General features: G+C 62.8%; 16 protein-coding genes and 1 tRNA gene. 6 read left to right on the top strand and 11 right to left on the bottom strand.

The window, feature by feature from the left end; genetic code table 11:
- Window positions 1-36 precede the first annotated feature (36 nt).
- Window positions 37-276, top strand: a complete 240-nt coding sequence (locus tag ACR0CU_RS06975) for a hypothetical protein (RefSeq protein WP_170402583.1) — start codon at window positions 37-39, stop codon at window positions 274-276.
- Between the two features lie 3 nt (window positions 277-279).
- Here ACR0CU_RS06975 and ACR0CU_RS06970 read toward each other — a convergent pair whose 3' ends face one another.
- The 8 genes from ACR0CU_RS06970 to ACR0CU_RS06935 all read right to left on the bottom strand — a co-directional run bounded on the left by ACR0CU_RS06970 (window position 280) and on the right by ACR0CU_RS06935 (window position 5,644).
- Window positions 280-1,359, bottom strand: a complete 1,080-nt coding sequence (locus tag ACR0CU_RS06970) for a 2'-deoxycytidine 5'-triphosphate deaminase (protein ID WP_170446421.1) — start codon at window positions 1,357-1,359, stop codon at window positions 280-282.
- 61 nt (window positions 1,360-1,420) lie between these two features.
- Window positions 1,421-1,497, bottom strand: a tRNA-Pro gene (locus ACR0CU_RS06965).
- A 61-nt stretch (window positions 1,498-1,558) separates the two neighbouring features.
- Complete coding sequence (locus ACR0CU_RS06960; protein WP_170446419.1) at window positions 1,559-2,173, bottom strand: MerR family transcriptional regulator; 615 nt, start codon at window positions 2,171-2,173, stop codon at window positions 1,559-1,561.
- Window positions 2,174-2,191: 18 nt separating this feature from the next.
- Window positions 2,192-2,494, bottom strand: a complete 303-nt coding sequence (gene ihfA, locus ACR0CU_RS06955; protein ID WP_093962316.1) for an integration host factor subunit alpha — start codon at window positions 2,492-2,494, stop codon at window positions 2,192-2,194.
- 96 nt (window positions 2,495-2,590) lie between these two features.
- Window positions 2,591-3,562, bottom strand: coding sequence for a beta-ketoacyl-ACP synthase III (locus ACR0CU_RS06950; RefSeq protein WP_093962315.1), 972 nt, complete (start codon window positions 3,560-3,562; stop codon window positions 2,591-2,593).
- 23 nt (window positions 3,563-3,585) lie between these two features.
- On the bottom strand, window positions 3,586-4,671 hold the full coding sequence (gene plsX / locus ACR0CU_RS06945) for a phosphate acyltransferase PlsX (protein WP_170358888.1): 1,086 nt from the start codon (window positions 4,669-4,671) through the stop codon (window positions 3,586-3,588).
- Between the two features lie 24 nt (window positions 4,672-4,695).
- Window positions 4,696-4,902, bottom strand: coding sequence for a 50S ribosomal protein L32 (gene rpmF, locus ACR0CU_RS06940; RefSeq protein WP_093962313.1), 207 nt, complete (start codon window positions 4,900-4,902; stop codon window positions 4,696-4,698).
- A gap of 205 nt (window positions 4,903-5,107) precedes the next feature.
- Entirely contained in the window at window positions 5,108-5,644 is a 537-nt protein-coding gene (locus ACR0CU_RS06935; RefSeq protein WP_170523390.1) for a YceD family protein, read from the bottom strand.
- A gap of 83 nt (window positions 5,645-5,727) precedes the next feature.
- Here ACR0CU_RS06935 and ACR0CU_RS06930 point away from each other — a divergent pair, with 83 nt between their 5' ends.
- From ACR0CU_RS06930 to ACR0CU_RS06920, 3 genes are all read left to right on the top strand, one after another.
- Window positions 5,728-6,201, top strand: coding sequence for an outer membrane protein assembly factor BamE (locus tag ACR0CU_RS06930; protein WP_093962985.1), 474 nt, complete (start codon window positions 5,728-5,730; stop codon window positions 6,199-6,201).
- A gap of 98 nt (window positions 6,202-6,299) precedes the next feature.
- On the top strand, window positions 6,300-7,040 hold the full coding sequence (locus ACR0CU_RS06925; protein WP_170446415.1) for a GNAT family N-acetyltransferase: 741 nt from the start codon (window positions 6,300-6,302) through the stop codon (window positions 7,038-7,040).
- Between the two features lie 69 nt (window positions 7,041-7,109).
- Window positions 7,110-8,921, top strand: a complete 1,812-nt coding sequence (locus ACR0CU_RS06920; protein ID WP_254437555.1) for an ABC-F family ATP-binding cassette domain-containing protein — start codon at window positions 7,110-7,112, stop codon at window positions 8,919-8,921.
- A gap of 55 nt (window positions 8,922-8,976) precedes the next feature.
- Here the strand turns inward: ACR0CU_RS06920 and ACR0CU_RS06915 are convergent, their stop codons facing one another.
- Window positions 8,977-9,732 (bottom strand): 3-hydroxyacyl-CoA dehydrogenase, encoded by a 756-nt coding sequence (locus ACR0CU_RS06915; RefSeq protein ID WP_170446413.1) that lies wholly within the window; start codon window positions 9,730-9,732, stop codon window positions 8,977-8,979.
- Between the two features lie 76 nt (window positions 9,733-9,808).
- Window positions 9,809-10,759 (bottom strand): GlxA family transcriptional regulator, encoded by a 951-nt coding sequence (locus tag ACR0CU_RS06910; protein WP_170338740.1) that lies wholly within the window; start codon window positions 10,757-10,759, stop codon window positions 9,809-9,811.
- A gap of 112 nt (window positions 10,760-10,871) precedes the next feature.
- On the opposite strand from ACR0CU_RS06910, the gene ACR0CU_RS06905 reads away from it, so the two are divergent.
- Complete coding sequence (locus tag ACR0CU_RS06905) at window positions 10,872-11,573, top strand: GntR family transcriptional regulator (RefSeq protein WP_170363297.1); 702 nt, start codon at window positions 10,872-10,874, stop codon at window positions 11,571-11,573.
- A gap of 46 nt (window positions 11,574-11,619) precedes the next feature.
- Here ACR0CU_RS06905 and tyrS read toward each other — a convergent pair whose 3' ends face one another.
- Window positions 11,620-12,870 (bottom strand): tyrosine--tRNA ligase, encoded by a 1,251-nt coding sequence (gene tyrS / locus ACR0CU_RS06900; protein WP_170446411.1) that lies wholly within the window; start codon window positions 12,868-12,870, stop codon window positions 11,620-11,622.
- A 63-nt stretch (window positions 12,871-12,933) separates the two neighbouring features.
- Between tyrS and ACR0CU_RS06895 the strand changes: the two genes are divergently transcribed.
- On the top strand, window positions 12,934-14,055 hold the full coding sequence (locus ACR0CU_RS06895) for an anhydro-N-acetylmuramic acid kinase (RefSeq protein ID WP_170446409.1): 1,122 nt from the start codon (window positions 12,934-12,936) through the stop codon (window positions 14,053-14,055).
- The last annotated feature ends 26 nt before the right edge of the window (window positions 14,056-14,081 follow it).

The raw sequence follows: 14,081 nt of genomic DNA, 5'->3' as shown, positions 1-14,081 counted from the left end.
CGCCGTTAGGTTCGGCGCAGAGGAACGGAGACCGAAATGAACGCAAACCGCATCATCGACATGATCGTTCGGCAAGTCATGCGCAGGCTGGTCACGCGCGGTGTCGACAAAGGTTTTGACCTTGCCGATCGTGCGACCCGCAAGTCGGGCCAACAAAGCCAGCCGCGCGATCCTCAGACCGACCGGCGCATGGCGCAAAGTGCAGGCGGACAGAGCCCGAGCATGAAACAGGCCAAGCAGCTGACCCGCCAGATGCGGCGGTTCATGCGGTTCTGAGGTTTACTGTACGGACTTGAAATGCTTCGACAATTTCAGGCCTTGGCCCTGATAGTTCGAAGCAATTCCTGCGCCGTACAGCTGTGTCGGCATCTCGGCCATACGCTCATAGACCAGCCGCCCGACGACCTGTCCATGCTCCAGTACGAAGGGCGCTTCGTGACAGCGAACTTCCAGAACTCCACGTGACCCGGCGCCTCCGGCTTCGGCATGACCGAAGCCCGGATCGAAAAAGCCCGCGTAGTGCACCCGGAATTCGCCCACCATCGCCAGATAGGGCGCCATTTCGGCCGCGTACATCGGTGGGATGTGAACCGCCTCTCGGCTGACCAGGATATAGAATGCGCCCGGATCCAGAATGATCCGCCCGTCCTTGGTACGCACCTCTTCCCAGTATTCCTGTGGGTCGTATTCGCCGATCCGGTCAAGGTCGATCACGCCGGTATGCGGTTTCGCGCGATAGCCAACAAGGTCAGTGTTGGGCAGGCGCAGGTCGACCGAAAACCCCAGACCGTCCTGAATGACGGCCGGACCATCGACCAATGGTGATTCCGCATGCAGAGCGGTCAGGTCTGCATCGGACAAAATCGCCTGGCCTTGCCGGAAACGGATCTGGTTCAGCCGCATGCCCGGACGCACCAGAACAGAAAAGGACCGCGGGCAGATTTCGGCGTAGAGGGGCCCCGAATAGCCTGCGGGCACCCGGTCAAACTCGGTTCCGCCGTCGGTGATGGTACGGGTCAGAAGGTCCAGACGCCCGGTCGAGCTTTTGGCGTTGGCGACAGCGGTCACGTCACCGGGCAGGGACAACGCTTCCATCAGGGGCACAAGGTAGACGCAACCTTTTTCGAGAACGGCGCCGTCGGTGATGTCGATCCGGTGCATTTCGAACTCGGCCAGCCGTTCGGACACCGAACGGCTTTCGCCCGCCAGAAATGACGCACGGACGCGGTAAGCAACTGTTCCCAAACGAAGATCAAGGCTGGCGGGCTGGATCTGAGCGGGCAGAATGGCCGGCTCGGCGGAGATCTCACCGCGCGCGATCATCGCCTCGATTTGCTGGTTCGGGCATACACCTGTCATTCCGATCCCCCCTGGTGCCAGAGCGGGATCTGGCCTGTCTGCCATAAACGTCGGTGTGATTTGGTCGGGCTAGCAGGACTCGAACCTGCGACCTTCCGTCCCCCAGACGGACGCGCTACCAGGCTGCGCCATAGCCCGACGTTGGGCTGTTCATAATGATTTTCCCGGCAGGGGCAAGAGGAAAACATTGCCTTTCTTCTTATCCCGCCTTTTGACCGTCGACCCGGCTGAGCCATGCCCTGAGGTCCCTCGCGATCGGGGCGATCTGGCGCAGCGCCTCAGCGTCAAAATCCGTAGTCTGCCAAGCTTTGGAGGCGATGCCGCCGAACAGCGGGGCAGGGCTGATGCCGTCGTCCCCGTTGACCGCAGCGGGCGCGGGCGTCGGCTCGGGGTCTGGCGAACTGGGTGTTACCTGAGGCTCTGGCGATTCGGGACCATCAGTGTCGGCCTGAAGATCGAGGTCGATTTGCTGACCGGTCGATTTGGGCGGAAAGGACACCACCACGTCCTGTGGCGTCTGTGGTGATTCCGCGCTGACATCGATGTCGGGTGACAGCGCCGCCACATGGGCCACGCCCTGTTCCCTCAGGATGCGTTGAACGCCTTTTATCGTGATGCCGTCCTCGTGCAGCAGCTTCTTGATGCCGCCCAGCAGGCGCATGTCGTTGGGGCGGTAGTAACGGCGACCGCCAGCCCGCTTAACGGGTTTGACCTGTGCAAACCGGCTTTCCCAGAATCGCAGGACATGGGCCTGAACACCGAGCCAATCCGCAACTTCACTGATGGTGCGAAACGCGTCGGGTGACTTGCTCATATCCTCCTGGCCCCGGGTTTACTTGCGATTCCCGGCGGCGACGCGATCCTTCATCAGATGCGACGGGCGGAAAGTCAGCACGCGGCGCGGCTGGATCGGAACCTCTTCACCGGTTTTCGGGTTGCGTCCAATACGGGCTGATTTGTCTCGAACGCTGAAAGTGCCGAAGGACGAAATCTTGACCTGTTCGCCACGCACCAGCGCGTCCGACATGTGGTTCAGAATGCTCTCGACAAGCTGTGCACTTTCGTTGCGTGACAGCCCAACTTCGCGAAACACGGCTTCGCTCAGATCCATTCGCGTCAGTGTATTATCGCCCATGACATTTCCCCTATTGATTTTCGAGCATAGGGGTAGCGCAAATTCGCTGTCAATATCAATGAATTGCGGGCGGCTGCGTAAGCCGGAATGCGCCGGTTACCACCGCAGGACCACCGAGCCCCACGCCAAACCGCCGCCAATCGCCTCGGTCACGATCAAATCACCTTGCTTGATCTGGCCCCGTTCCTTGCCGACCGACAAGGCCAGGGGAATCGAGGCGGCCGATGTGTTGCCGTGGTCCTGAACGGTCACCACAACGTGATCCATGGGCAGGCCCATCTTCTTTGCGGTGCCCTGAATGATGCGGATATTGGCCTGATGCGGCACGATCCAGTCGACGTCCTGGCTGTTCAGTCCGGCGCGTTCCAGGGCGGTTTCGGCCGTGGCGGTGAGCTTTTCGACCGCATGGCGGAACACCTGGTTGCCCTGCATCCGAAGATGGCCCGTCGATTGCGTCGACACCCCGCCGTCCACGTACAGAAGGTCCTTGTAACGTCCATCCGAATGCAGATCCGTGGACAGGATACCTCGATCATCGCTTGTTCCGGCACCGTCCTGCGCCTCGAGCACGAGAGCACCAGCCCCATCCCCGAACAACACGCAAGTCGATCTGTCGGTCCAGTCCATGATCCGCGAAAAAGTTTCGGCGCCGATCACCAGCACCCGCTTGGCCTGACCCGAAAGGATCAGGGCGTTGGCGTTGCTCAGCGCAAACACGAAACCGGCGCAGACGGCCTGAACATCAAAGGCAAACCCCCGGGTCATGCCCAGATTGGCTTGAACCATGGTTGCGGCCGACGGGAACGTCAGATCCGCGGTCGAGGTCGCCAGTACGATTGCGTCAATGTCATCAGCTGTAAGGCCGGCGTCCTGCAAAGCGGCTTTGGCCGCATAGGTTGCCAGATCGGACGTGGTTTCATCTTCGGCCGCAAAGTGCCGACGTTCGATACCGGAACGGGTGCGAATCCATTCATCGGTCGTATCAAGCGTCTTTTCGAATTCGGAGTTCGGAACCACCCGCTTGGGCAGGTAATGCCCGACACCTACAACGACTGAACGGCCTGCCATCTGGGGTACTGCCTTCTTTGTTCTTATTTGGTCTGCAGCGCAGATTGCGCTGCATCTTGTTCAAGCTCAGCCGTGGATGCAACCCGTGCTGCCAATTTTTCCGCAAAGCCGGACTTGGCCAGGGTGAAAGCCAGCTTGATCGCGGCAGACACGCCGGTGGCGTCGGCGCCTCCGTGGGATTTGATGACAGTGCCGTTCAGGCCAAGAAAGACCCCGCCGTTGACGCGGCGCGGGTCGATGCGTTTCTTCAATCGCTGCAGCGAGGTGATGGCCAGAACCGAGGCCAGGCGAGATAGGGGCGAATACTTGAAGGCCTCGCGGAGCAGGTCACCGATCAGGCTGGCCGTGCCTTCTCCGGTCTTGATGGCGACGTTTCCGGTAAACCCATCCGTAACAATGACATCCGCCTTGTCGCCTGGAATGTCGCTGCCTTCCACGAAGCCCACGAAATCAAAGTTTGCCTGATCCGCGAATTCGGTGATCAGGGCATGGGCTTCCTTGAGTTCGGCGCGGCCTTTGTGCTCTTCGGTGCCGACGTTCAGCAGTCCGATACGCGGGCGGGTCAGTTCCATGCCGTTGCGCGCATAAGAAGCGCCCATCAGTGCAAACTGCAGCAGATCCTTGGCGTCGGCCCGCACATCCGCGCCCACGTCCAGCATGACGTTGAAACCCTGAGGGTTGCGGGATGGCCACAGAATCGCGATGGCGGGGCGGTTTACCCCGGGCAGTTTGCGCAGTCGCATCATCGACAGCGCCATCAGCGCGCCGGTATTGCCGCAGGACACGGCGCCATGGGCCTCGCCCTGACGCACGGATTCCAGCGCCGACCACATCGAGGTGTTCTTGCCGCTGCGCACCACCTGGCTGGGCTTGTCCTGCATCGTGACCACGTCCGGGCAATCACGAAAAACGACGCGTCCGTCGAGGACACGCCGTTTCGATACAAGCTTGCTCAGCACATCTTCCGGGCCGTGCAGAAGAAATCCGATCTCGGGGTTCTTCTTTGCTGACTTCGCGATTCCAGCCACGACCACGCCGGGACCTGAATCCCCGCCCATTGCGTCAACCGAGATGATGATCTTTCCGGTCTGCGTGGGCTGCGCTGTCATGCCAGAACCTGCGTTCAATCAGGCTTAGGCCGCGTCTTCGTCCAGGTCGATGTCGTCGGCCTGAGCGACGACTTCACGATCGTCATAGTGGCCGCAGGCTGCGCAAACGTGGTGCGGGCGCTTCAGCTCGCCGCAGTTCGCGCATTCGTTCGGGTTTGCAGCAACCAGAGCGTCGTGTGCGCGGCGGTTGTTGCGACGCGACTTGGAAACTTTGTTCTGTTGGACGGCCATGGTCTCAACCTTTGTCTACTAAGGGCCAGCAGATTCGCTGCAGGCCGGGTTTCATTCTTCGTTTTCTCGTGGTGTGACGTGCGTTTAGGGAACAAGCCCCGCGATGTCCAACCCAAATTCCGATGAGCGCGCGAAAATACTGCGATTCTCGACATGTTCAAGCGATTTTTCTGAGCGCCTGCTATGACAGGAAATCGATCCCCTGTCACTCGTCTTTTTTCAGTGCGTCACGCAGGGACGCCAGCCCGGCAAAGGGTTTGGCATCCTCGTCGGTCATCGCCTGTTTGCCCGGTTCGGTATAGTTCGCGTCGCCCAGATGTGCGCCGTCTTTCCGGGGGTATTGGGGCAACGCAAGGGACAATGCCTCGCGCATCACCTGGTCCAGATCGATTTCCGGGCCCAAGGCTTCGGTCTCGTCATCTTCGGGCATTTCGAACTCGGGTTCGTCGGGTTCGGTCCAATTGGCCAGGAAAACGCGCCGCACCGGAGCCTCGATCCGGGTCGTGACCGGGTCCAGCGTCACCACGCAGGGCTGAATGACGGTTGCGCCCAGCTTGGCGGTCAACACCCAATCACGCTTGCCCTTCGCGCGCAGCTCGCCGACAAAACTCAGCTTGCGCAGCCCGAGCAGGCCCAACGCATCACGAATTTCTTCGAGTTGCCGGGCAAGGGGGCGCAATTCGAACGCGGTCGGGCTGTTTTGCGGCAGATCGGCGACGCGCAATGTTGAGAGGTCGGACATTGTGACCCTTTCCTGTGTTGAACCGGGGCATGGGTTTCTGTAATCGGATAGAAGCCGCAAGGGACCAAGGCAAGAGGGTGAACATGTTGAAAGTACTGAACAGGCTGAAACCGGCGTCCAGGGCGGTTGCCTGCACGCTTGTTCTGGCCACCGCTGTTGCCTGTACCCCGGTCTACAAGAAACACGGCTATATCCCCACCCCGGAAGAGCTGGCCGAGATCAAGGTTGGCGTCGATACCCGCGACACGGTTCTGGAAAAGGCTGGCGCGCCCAGCTCGTCAGGTGTGTTGAAGGATTCGGGTTTCTATTATGTCGCGTCGCGGGTGCGCCATTATGGCCCCAAACGCCCCGAGGTTGTCTCGCGCGAATTGGTGGCGATCAGCTTTGACCAGCGTGGCGTCGTCCGCAATATCGAGAAATTCGGTCTCGAAGACGGCTATGTCATCGTGCTGGATCGCCGTGTGACGGACTCCAGTGTTCAGGACAAAGGCTTCCTGCGGCAGCTGCTGGGCAACATCGGCCAATTCAGCCCGTCGAACATCCCGGGGGCCAGCTAATTTCCGGCCGCCGGTTGAAAGCTTCACACGGCGGTCACACTATTGGTGCATGGGATCAGGCAGATCGCAATCGGTGAGAAACCGTGGAGGATGCGACCATGGCCGATGATATTTTGCTGGACAAGGGCCGCTACCGCGCGCGCCTGGCGCGGTGTCCCGAGGACGTGCGGGCGGCCAAGAATCTTCGTACTCTTGCATTCCGAACAGCCGAGACGGATCAGGACGACTTCGATGTTGCCTGCGCCCATGTTCTGGTCGAGGATTCGCAGGCAGGCGGCCAGTTAGTCTGCTGTTTCCGGATGCTGGTCATGGACAGCGGCAGCGAAATCAGCCGGAGTTATTCGGCCCAGTTCTATGACCTTTCCGCGTTGCAGAGCTTTGATGGGCGCATGGTGGAAATGGGGCGGTTCTGCATCCATCCCGATTGGACAGACCCCGATATCCTGAGGGTGGCCTGGGGCGCGATGACGGCCTTCGTCGACCGCAACGGCGTCCAGTTGCTGTTTGGATGCTCGTCCTTCGCAGGGACTGAGACTGCGGAATACCTGGATGCCTTCGCGATGCTCAAACATCGCCACCTTGCGCCCAAACGCTGGTTGCCGCGGGTCAAGGCGCCGGACGTGTTTCGCTTTGCCGCGCGGCTGCGGCGACGCCCGGATGCCAAAAAGGCCATGCTGCGAATGCCGCCATTGCTGCGCACCTATCTGATGATGGGCGGTTGGGTCAGCGACCATGCGGTGGTGGATCGCCAGTTGAACACGCTGCATGTGTTCACCGGCGTCGAGATCGGTGCGATTCCCGCGACGCGGAAACGCCTCTTGCGGATGATCGCGGGCTGAAGCCGCGCTGCTGTCAAAAGGTGAGGCTGGGGCGTTGACGCCCAATGCCTGCCGGTTTAGCTGGCGCTTATGGCACGTGTTCCTTTGTTGCAGATGTCCGGTATCTCGCTGACCTTCGGGGGCGAGCCGGTGTTTTCCGACCTGGACCTGGTGGTTCAGCCCGGCGACCGCGTTGCGCTGGTCGGGCGGAACGGCTCGGGTAAATCCACCCTGATGAAGGTTATGGCCGGTCTGGTCGAACCGGACCGGGGCGAGATCGTGGTGCCGCCCGGCAAATCCGTCGGCTACATGGAGCAGGACCCGACGATGGAGGGTTTTGCCACGCTGGGCGACTATGCGGCCAGCGGGCTGGAACCAGGTGAGCTGTACAAGGTGGAACGGGCCGGGGAAGGGTTGAAATTCGACCCCTCGCGCGCGGTTCAGACCGCCTCGGGCGGAGAACGGCGGCGTGCGGCGCTGGCCAAGCTGATGGCCGAGGCCCCCGACCTGATGCTGCTGGACGAGCCGACCAACCATCTGGACATCGAGGCCATCGGCTGGCTGGAGCGTGAACTGGGCGCGACGCGGGCGGCCTTTGTCCTGATCTCGCATGACCGCGCGTTCTTGCGGGCGCTGACCCGGGCAACACTGTGGATCGACCGCGGTGAGGTGCGCCGGCAGGAGCAGGGGTTCGAGGCCTTCGAGGCCTGGCGCGACAGGATCTGGGAAGAGGAAGATCAGCAACGCCACAAGCTGGACCGGCTGATCAAATCCGAGGCGCGTTGGGCAGTCGAGGGGATCAGTGCCCGCCGCAAGCGCAACCAGGGCCGGGTGCGGGCGCTGCAGGCCTTGCGGGCCGAACGCGCCGCGCAGATCAAGCGTCAGGGGTCGGCGGCCATGTCCTTGGACTCCGGTCCGAAATCGGGGCGCAAGGTGATCGAGGCACGCGGTCTCAGCAAGGCATTCGACGGCAAGCCCATCGTGCGCAAACTGGACCTGCTGGTACAGCGCGGCGACCGGGTGGCCTTTGTCGGTCCGAACGGCGTTGGCAAGACTACCGTTCTGAAGATGCTGCTGGGCGAGGTCGCGCCGGATGAAGGCACCGTGAGCCTGGGCACCAATCTGGAAATCGCGGTCTTCGACCAGACCCGCGCGCAGCTGGACCCCGAGATGACCCTTTGGGACAGCCTGACCGGCGACCCCGAGATGCGCGTCTCGGGCAAGGCCGATCAGGTGATGGTGCGCGGCCAGCCCAAGCATGTCGTGGGTTACCTCAAGGAATTCCTGTTCGACGAGCGGCAGGCACGAGCGGCCGTCAAGTCCTTGTCGGGCGGGGAAAAAGCGCGGTTGCTGCTGGCGAAGCTGTTGGCGAAACCGTCGAACCTGCTGGTGCTGGACGAACCGACCAACGACCTGGATGTCGAGACGCTGGACCTGTTGCAGGAGTTGCTGGACGACTATGACGGCACCGTGCTGCTGGTCAGCCACGACCGCGATTTCCTGGATCGTGTGGCGACCACGACCATCGCCATGGAGGGCAACGGCCGCGCGACGGTCTATGCAGGCGGCTGGTCGGACTATGTCGCGCAGCGCGGCGATATGGTCGAGAAAAAGACTGAGAAATCAAAAGAGAACAAGCCGAAGGTCAAGCAGGAAGCCAAGCCGAAAGCCGGCCTGTCCTTTTCCGAAAAGCACCGGCTCGAGAAGCTGCCCGCCGAGATCGCGCGGCTGGAAGCCGAGATCGCCAAGCTGGAGGAGCTGATGTCGGACCCCGAGCTGTTCACCCGCGAGCCGGTTAAGTTCCAGAAAGCGACCGAGGCCCTTGTCGAGCGGCAGAAGAAGCTGGCCGCTGCCGAGGAGGAATGGCTGGAACTTGAAGAAAAGGCCGAGGCCGGGGCCTAGACAGGCTCGACCCAAGGCGCGGGCAGATCGGCTCTGCCCACGCCATGCTGTCGTGTCAGCGCATGCGCAGTGCGCCGTCGATGCGGATGACCTCGCCGTTCAAATAGCCCATCTCGACGATGAATCCGGCCAGCCGGCCGTATTCGCGCGGGTCGCCCAGGCGGGCGGGGTTGGGCACGTCGGCGGCCAGCTGCTGCTGCACCTCTTCGGGCAGACCGGCCAGCATCGGCGTCATGAAGATGCCGGGCGCGATGGTCATGACCCGGATCCCGGTCGAGGCCAGATCGCGCGCCATCGGCAGGGTCATGCCCACGACACCACCCTTGGACGCCGCATAGGCCGCCTGACCCTTTTGCCCGTCAAACGCGGCAATCGAGGCGGTGTTGATGATCACGCCACGCGCGCCATCCGACTTGGGCGCGTTCTTGGCCATTTCGACGGCGGCCAGACGCGACACGTTGAAAGTGCCCACAAGGTTGATGTCGATGGTGCGCTGAAAGGCTTCCAGCGGGTGCGGGCCGTCCTTGCCGACGGTCTTGATGCCATAGGCGATGCCGGCACAGTTCACGCAGGCGGTGATCTTGCCCATCTTGTCCATCGCCAGCGCAATGGCCGCGGCCACCGAGTTCTCGTCCGTCACGTCGGTCTGGGCAAAATGTCCGCCGATTTCCGCCGCGACCTGCGCGCCGCGCTCGGCATCGCGGTCCAGAATGGTGACCTGCGCGCCGTTCTCGGCAAAGTAACGGGCGGTGGCCTCTCCGAGGCCCGAGGCGCCACCGGTGATGACGGCGGCGGTGGTGGACAATTGCATGGCGGGCTCCTCCCCAGTGATCTGAACGTTCGTTCAAATAATCCGAGTTGGCCCGTCCTGTCCAGTCGGCAGTGACTCAGTCCAGCCGGCTGCGCTGCTGCATCGGGGTGACGCCGAAGGCGGCGCGGTACACGCGTGAGAAATGGCCGGGGCTTTCAAAGCCGCAGGCAAAGGCCACGTCGGTGACCGAAGATTCGGTCTGCAGCAGCAGGTTTCGCGCTCGGTCCAGCCGCAGCTCCATGAAGTATTTCTTGGGCGAGGCGTTGAGGTATTTGCCGAAGAGCCGTTCCAGTTGGCGAGTCGAGATGCCGATCTGTTCGGCGATCACCGCCGGCGAGATCGGGTCGTTGATGCGGTCGGCCATGATCTGGATCGCCTTGGCCAGATGCGCGTTGCGCATGCCGTTGCGCGACTGCAGCGACACGCGCTGATCGGCGGTCGCGTTGCGCACCGCGTTATAGACCATCTGGTCGGCCACCGCGATCGACAGGTCCTGCCCGTGGTCGCGCTCGATCAGGTGCAGCATCAGGTCGGCCGTCGCCGTGCCGCCCGAGGCGGTCATGTGCTTTTCATCGGCCACGAAGACGCTGCGCACCAGATTCACGTCCGGGAAAGCTTCCATGAAGGCGTCGTGATATTCCCAATGGATCGCCGCCTGCATCCCGTTCAGGAACCCGGCCTCGGCCAGCAGCCATGCGCCCGAACACAGCGCCCCGATGGCCGTACCGCGCGCCCGTTCGCGGCGCAGCGCGGCCAGCAGGGGGCGGCTGACGTGATCGCGCATGTGAATGCCCGACAAAACGAAGATCTGGTCGCATTTCGGCAGGTCCGCCAACCCGCCATGCACCAGAGTCACGGACCCGTTGGAACACACCGCCTGCGCGCCGTCCTCCGAGGCGAAGGACCAGCGGTACAGTTCCTCGCCGCTGACCCAGTTGGCGATCCGCAGCGGCTCGACCGCGCAGGAGAAGGCCAGGTGCGAGAACTCGGGAACGAGGATGAAACAGAAATGTTGCGGGCGGGTCATGCGCTCAGTCTATCACGGGCGGTCAGACTGATTGTGTACAAGTTGCATTTTATCGGGCAAGAGCAGAGGCGACATCCTGGGTGTCGCGATTCGACCAAAGCGAAGGTTGGGGATGAAAGACGACACGAAAAGCCGCAAGGCGGCGCTGGCCGCGCATCTGAAGGCGGCGGTGATGACGCTGAAACTGCGCCCTGGCGATGATCTGGACGAGGCGCAGCTGTCCGAGGCGTTCGGCTTGTCGCGCACGCCCCTGCGCGAGGTGTTCCGGCATCTGGCCGGGCAGGGCTATCTTGAACTGCGTGAAAACCGGGGCGCGCGGGTGTCGCAGATGTCCTATGCCACGTTGCGCGATTTCTTCCTGGTGGCGCCGATGATCTATGGCGCGGTGCTGCGGCTGGCGGCGCAGAACACCACAGGTGACCAGATCGACCGGTTGAAGGCGGCGCAGGCGGCTTTTCGGGAAACGCTGCGGAAGGGCTCGGCCGAAGATCGCGCGCTGGCCAACAACCAGTTCCACGAGATCACCGGCGAGATGGCGGCGAATGTGTACCTGCTGCCGTCGTTTCAGCGGCTGCTGATCGACCATGCGCGTATTGGCATGACCTTCTACCGCCCGGGTCAGGCCGGGATGGGCGAAAGCCTGGCTCTGGCCTGCGACCAGCATGACGCCATCATTGCCGCGATCGAGGCGCGCGACGAGGCGGCGGCGGGGCAGCTGGCGGCCGATCACTGGGCGCTGTCGCGCGATCAGATCGAGCTGTTCGTGACGCCGGCCGGTCTGGACCTGCCGCTGGGCTCGGTCGAACGCGGATAGAAAAACGGCCGCCCGAAGGCGGCCGTCGTGTTCGGGGGCAGGCGGTTCAGCCCAGCTGCACCAGCGCGTGCCGCTTCTTGCCCGCGCTCAGCTTGATGGGCGAGGAAAGGGCCGCTGCGTCGATCATGAGCCCCGCATCGGTCAGCGGTGCGTCGTCCAGACGGGCGCCGTTTTCGGAGATCAGGCGCTTGGCCTCTTTGCCCGATTTGGCCAGGCCCGACTTCACGATCAGCTGCACGATCGATATGCCGTCGCCCAGATCTTCGGCGGTCAGAGTCAGGGTAGGCAGGTCGCCGCCCACACCGCCCTTTTCGAACACTTCGCGCGCGGTGGCCTCGGCCTTGGCCGCGGCCTCGGGCCCGTGCAGCAGTGTCGTCACCTCGTTGGCCAGACGGATCTTGGCCTCGTTGATCTCGGACCCTTGCAGCGCGCCCATGCGGTCGCATTCGTCCACCGGAAGTTCGGTGAAGATCTTCAGGAAGCGGCCCACGTCGGCGTCAGTAGTGTTGCGCCAGAACTGCCAGAACTCGTAGGGCGACAGCATGTCGCCGTTCAGCCAGATGGCGCCGCCCTGGCTTTTGCCCATCTTGCGCCCGTCGCTGGTGGTCAGCAGGGGCGTGGTCAGGCCATAGATCTCATGATCCAGCACGCGTCGGGTCAGGTCGATGCCATTGACGATGTTGCCCCACTGGTCCGATCCACCCATCTGCACGATGCAGCTGTAACGACGGTTCAGCTCCAGAAAGTCATAGGCCTGCAGGATCATGTAGTTGAACTCGAGGAACGACAGGGATTGCTCCCGGTCCAGCCGCGATTTCACCGATTCAAAGGATAGCATCCGGTTGACCGAGAAATGCCGCCCGATGTCCCGCAGGAAATCGAGGTAGTTCAGGTCGTCCAGCCATTCGGCATTGTTCAGCATCAGCGCGCCGGTGCCGCTGTCGTCATAAGACAGGTACTTGTCGAACACCTTCTGCATGCCGGCGATGTTGGCGTCGATTTGCTCGGGGCCCAGCAGGGGGCGTTCGTCCGAGCGGAAAGACGGATCGCCCACCTTGGTGGTGCCGCCCCCCATCAGGGTGATCGGCTTGTGCCCCAGCTTCTGGAACCAGCGCAGAACCATGATGTTCATCAGATGCCCGACATGCAGGGACTGGGCGGTGGCGTCATACCCGATATAGGCTGTCTGCACCCCGCTTGTCAGAGCATCGTCAAGGCCCTGATAATCGGTGCAATCGGCCAGAAAGCCGCGCTCGATCATCGTGGCGATGAAATCCGATTTGGGGTGATACGTCATGTCTTGCCTCGGGGTTGAATTGCGGGGCACGTTATAGGCGGCGAACGAGGGAAGGAAAAGGCCATGAATAAGGCCCGAGGCAAAGTTGGGGCAGTGCGGGCACTGGGGGCCATGTCGGGCACCTCGCTCGATGGGGTCGACGCGGCGGTGGTGGAAACCGACGGGCGGCAGATCCTGCGGTTCGGCGACAGTGCCTACCGGCCCTATACCGAGGACGAGCGCAAGCTGCTGCGCGCCGCGCTGGGAAAATGGAGCGGCCCCGAGGTGCACGCCGCCGAAGACCTGGTGACCCGCGCCCATGCCGAGTTGCTGTCGGAATTCGAGGACGTGGAGCTGATCGGCTTTCACGGTCAGACCCTTGCGCATGAGCCGCGGGGAAAGGGCACGTTGCAGGTGGGCGATGGCGAAGGGCTGGCGGTCGCGCTGGGTGTGCCCGTGGTCTGGGATTTCCGCAGCGATGACGTGGCCATGGGCGGCGAGGGCGCGCCACTGGCGCCGTTCTTCCACTTTGCCTGCGCAAAATACGTCGGGGCCACGGCGCCCGTGTGCTTTCTGAACCTGGGCGGTGTCGGCAACCTGACCTATGTGGACCCGTCCTTTGACGGACCCGAGGCACCGGGTGCGCTGTTGGCCTTTGACACCGGCCCGGCCAATGCGCCGATCGACGACCTGGTGCAGGCGCGTCTGGGTCTGCCGATGGACCGCGACGGTGCGCTGGCCCGGCAGGGCACGGTCGAGACCGGGGCGCTGGAGCTGTTTCTGGCCGAGCCCTATTTCAACCGCCTGCCGCCCAAATCTCTGGACCGCAACGATTTCGCCGAGATGATCGGCCTGGTGAAGGAATTGAGCGACGCCGACGCCGTCGCCACCCTGACGGGCATGAGCGCCGCCGGGGTGGTGCAGGGGATGGAGCATTGCCCCAAACCGCCCGCGCGGGTACTGGTCACCGGCGGCGGGCGCAGGAACCCGGTCTTGATGGAGATGCTGCGCGTGGCGCTGGACTGCCCGGTCGATCCTGTCGAAGCCGTAGGGTTGGATGGCGACATGCTCGAGGCGCAGGCTTTTGCCTATCTGGCGGTGCGTGTGGCGCGGGGAATGCCGACCTCTTGCCCGGGTACCACCGGGGTCAAGGCGTTGGTCGGCGGGGGCACGGTCAGCCGGGTGTCGCAGGGCGCACCGCGCTGAAACGCGGCGAAAAATGATCCTGCCAA

The sequence above is a fragment of the Ruegeria sp. BC2 genome (assembly GCF_056539245.1).
Note: the sequence above shows the minus strand (reverse complement) of the source record. Positions and strands in the feature narration are given on the sequence as shown.

Excerpts from the sequence above, each read along its gene's own strand:
- ACR0CU_RS06935 (WP_170523390.1), bottom strand. The coding sequence starts at position 5,644 with ATGTCCGACCTCTCAACATTGCGCGTCGCCGATCTGCCGCAAAACAGC.
- ACR0CU_RS06960 (WP_170446419.1), bottom strand. The coding sequence starts at position 2,173 with ATGAGCAAGTCACCCGACGCGTTTCGCACCATCAGTGAAGTTGCGGAT.
- ACR0CU_RS06970 (WP_170446421.1), bottom strand. The coding sequence starts at position 1,359 with ATGACAGGTGTATGCCCGAACCAGCAAATCGAGGCGATGATCGCGCGC.
- ACR0CU_RS06895 (WP_170446409.1), top strand. The coding sequence starts at position 12,934 with ATGAATAAGGCCCGAGGCAAAGTTGGGGCAGTGCGGGCACTGGGGGCC.
- ACR0CU_RS06915 (WP_170446413.1), bottom strand. The coding sequence starts at position 9,732 with ATGCAATTGTCCACCACCGCCGCCGTCATCACCGGTGGCGCCTCGGGC.
- ACR0CU_RS06930 (WP_093962985.1), top strand. The coding sequence starts at position 5,728 with ATGTTGAAAGTACTGAACAGGCTGAAACCGGCGTCCAGGGCGGTTGCC.
- rpmF (WP_093962313.1), bottom strand. The coding sequence starts at position 4,902 with ATGGCCGTCCAACAGAACAAAGTTTCCAAGTCGCGTCGCAACAACCGC.
- ACR0CU_RS06920 (WP_254437555.1), top strand. The coding sequence starts at position 7,110 with ATGGCACGTGTTCCTTTGTTGCAGATGTCCGGTATCTCGCTGACCTTC.
- ACR0CU_RS06925 (WP_170446415.1), top strand. The coding sequence starts at position 6,300 with ATGGCCGATGATATTTTGCTGGACAAGGGCCGCTACCGCGCGCGCCTG.
- ACR0CU_RS06905 (WP_170363297.1), top strand. The coding sequence starts at position 10,872 with ATGAAAGACGACACGAAAAGCCGCAAGGCGGCGCTGGCCGCGCATCTG.
- plsX (WP_170358888.1), bottom strand. The coding sequence starts at position 4,671 with ATGACAGCGCAGCCCACGCAGACCGGAAAGATCATCATCTCGGTTGAC.
- ACR0CU_RS06950 (WP_093962315.1), bottom strand. The coding sequence starts at position 3,562 with ATGGCAGGCCGTTCAGTCGTTGTAGGTGTCGGGCATTACCTGCCCAAG.
- ihfA (WP_093962316.1), bottom strand. The coding sequence starts at position 2,494 with ATGGGCGATAATACACTGACGCGAATGGATCTGAGCGAAGCCGTGTTT.
- ACR0CU_RS06975 (WP_170402583.1), top strand. The coding sequence starts at position 37 with ATGAACGCAAACCGCATCATCGACATGATCGTTCGGCAAGTCATGCGC.
- tyrS (WP_170446411.1), bottom strand. The coding sequence starts at position 12,870 with ATGACGTATCACCCCAAATCGGATTTCATCGCCACGATGATCGAGCGC.
- ACR0CU_RS06910 (WP_170338740.1), bottom strand. The coding sequence starts at position 10,759 with ATGACCCGCCCGCAACATTTCTGTTTCATCCTCGTTCCCGAGTTCTCG.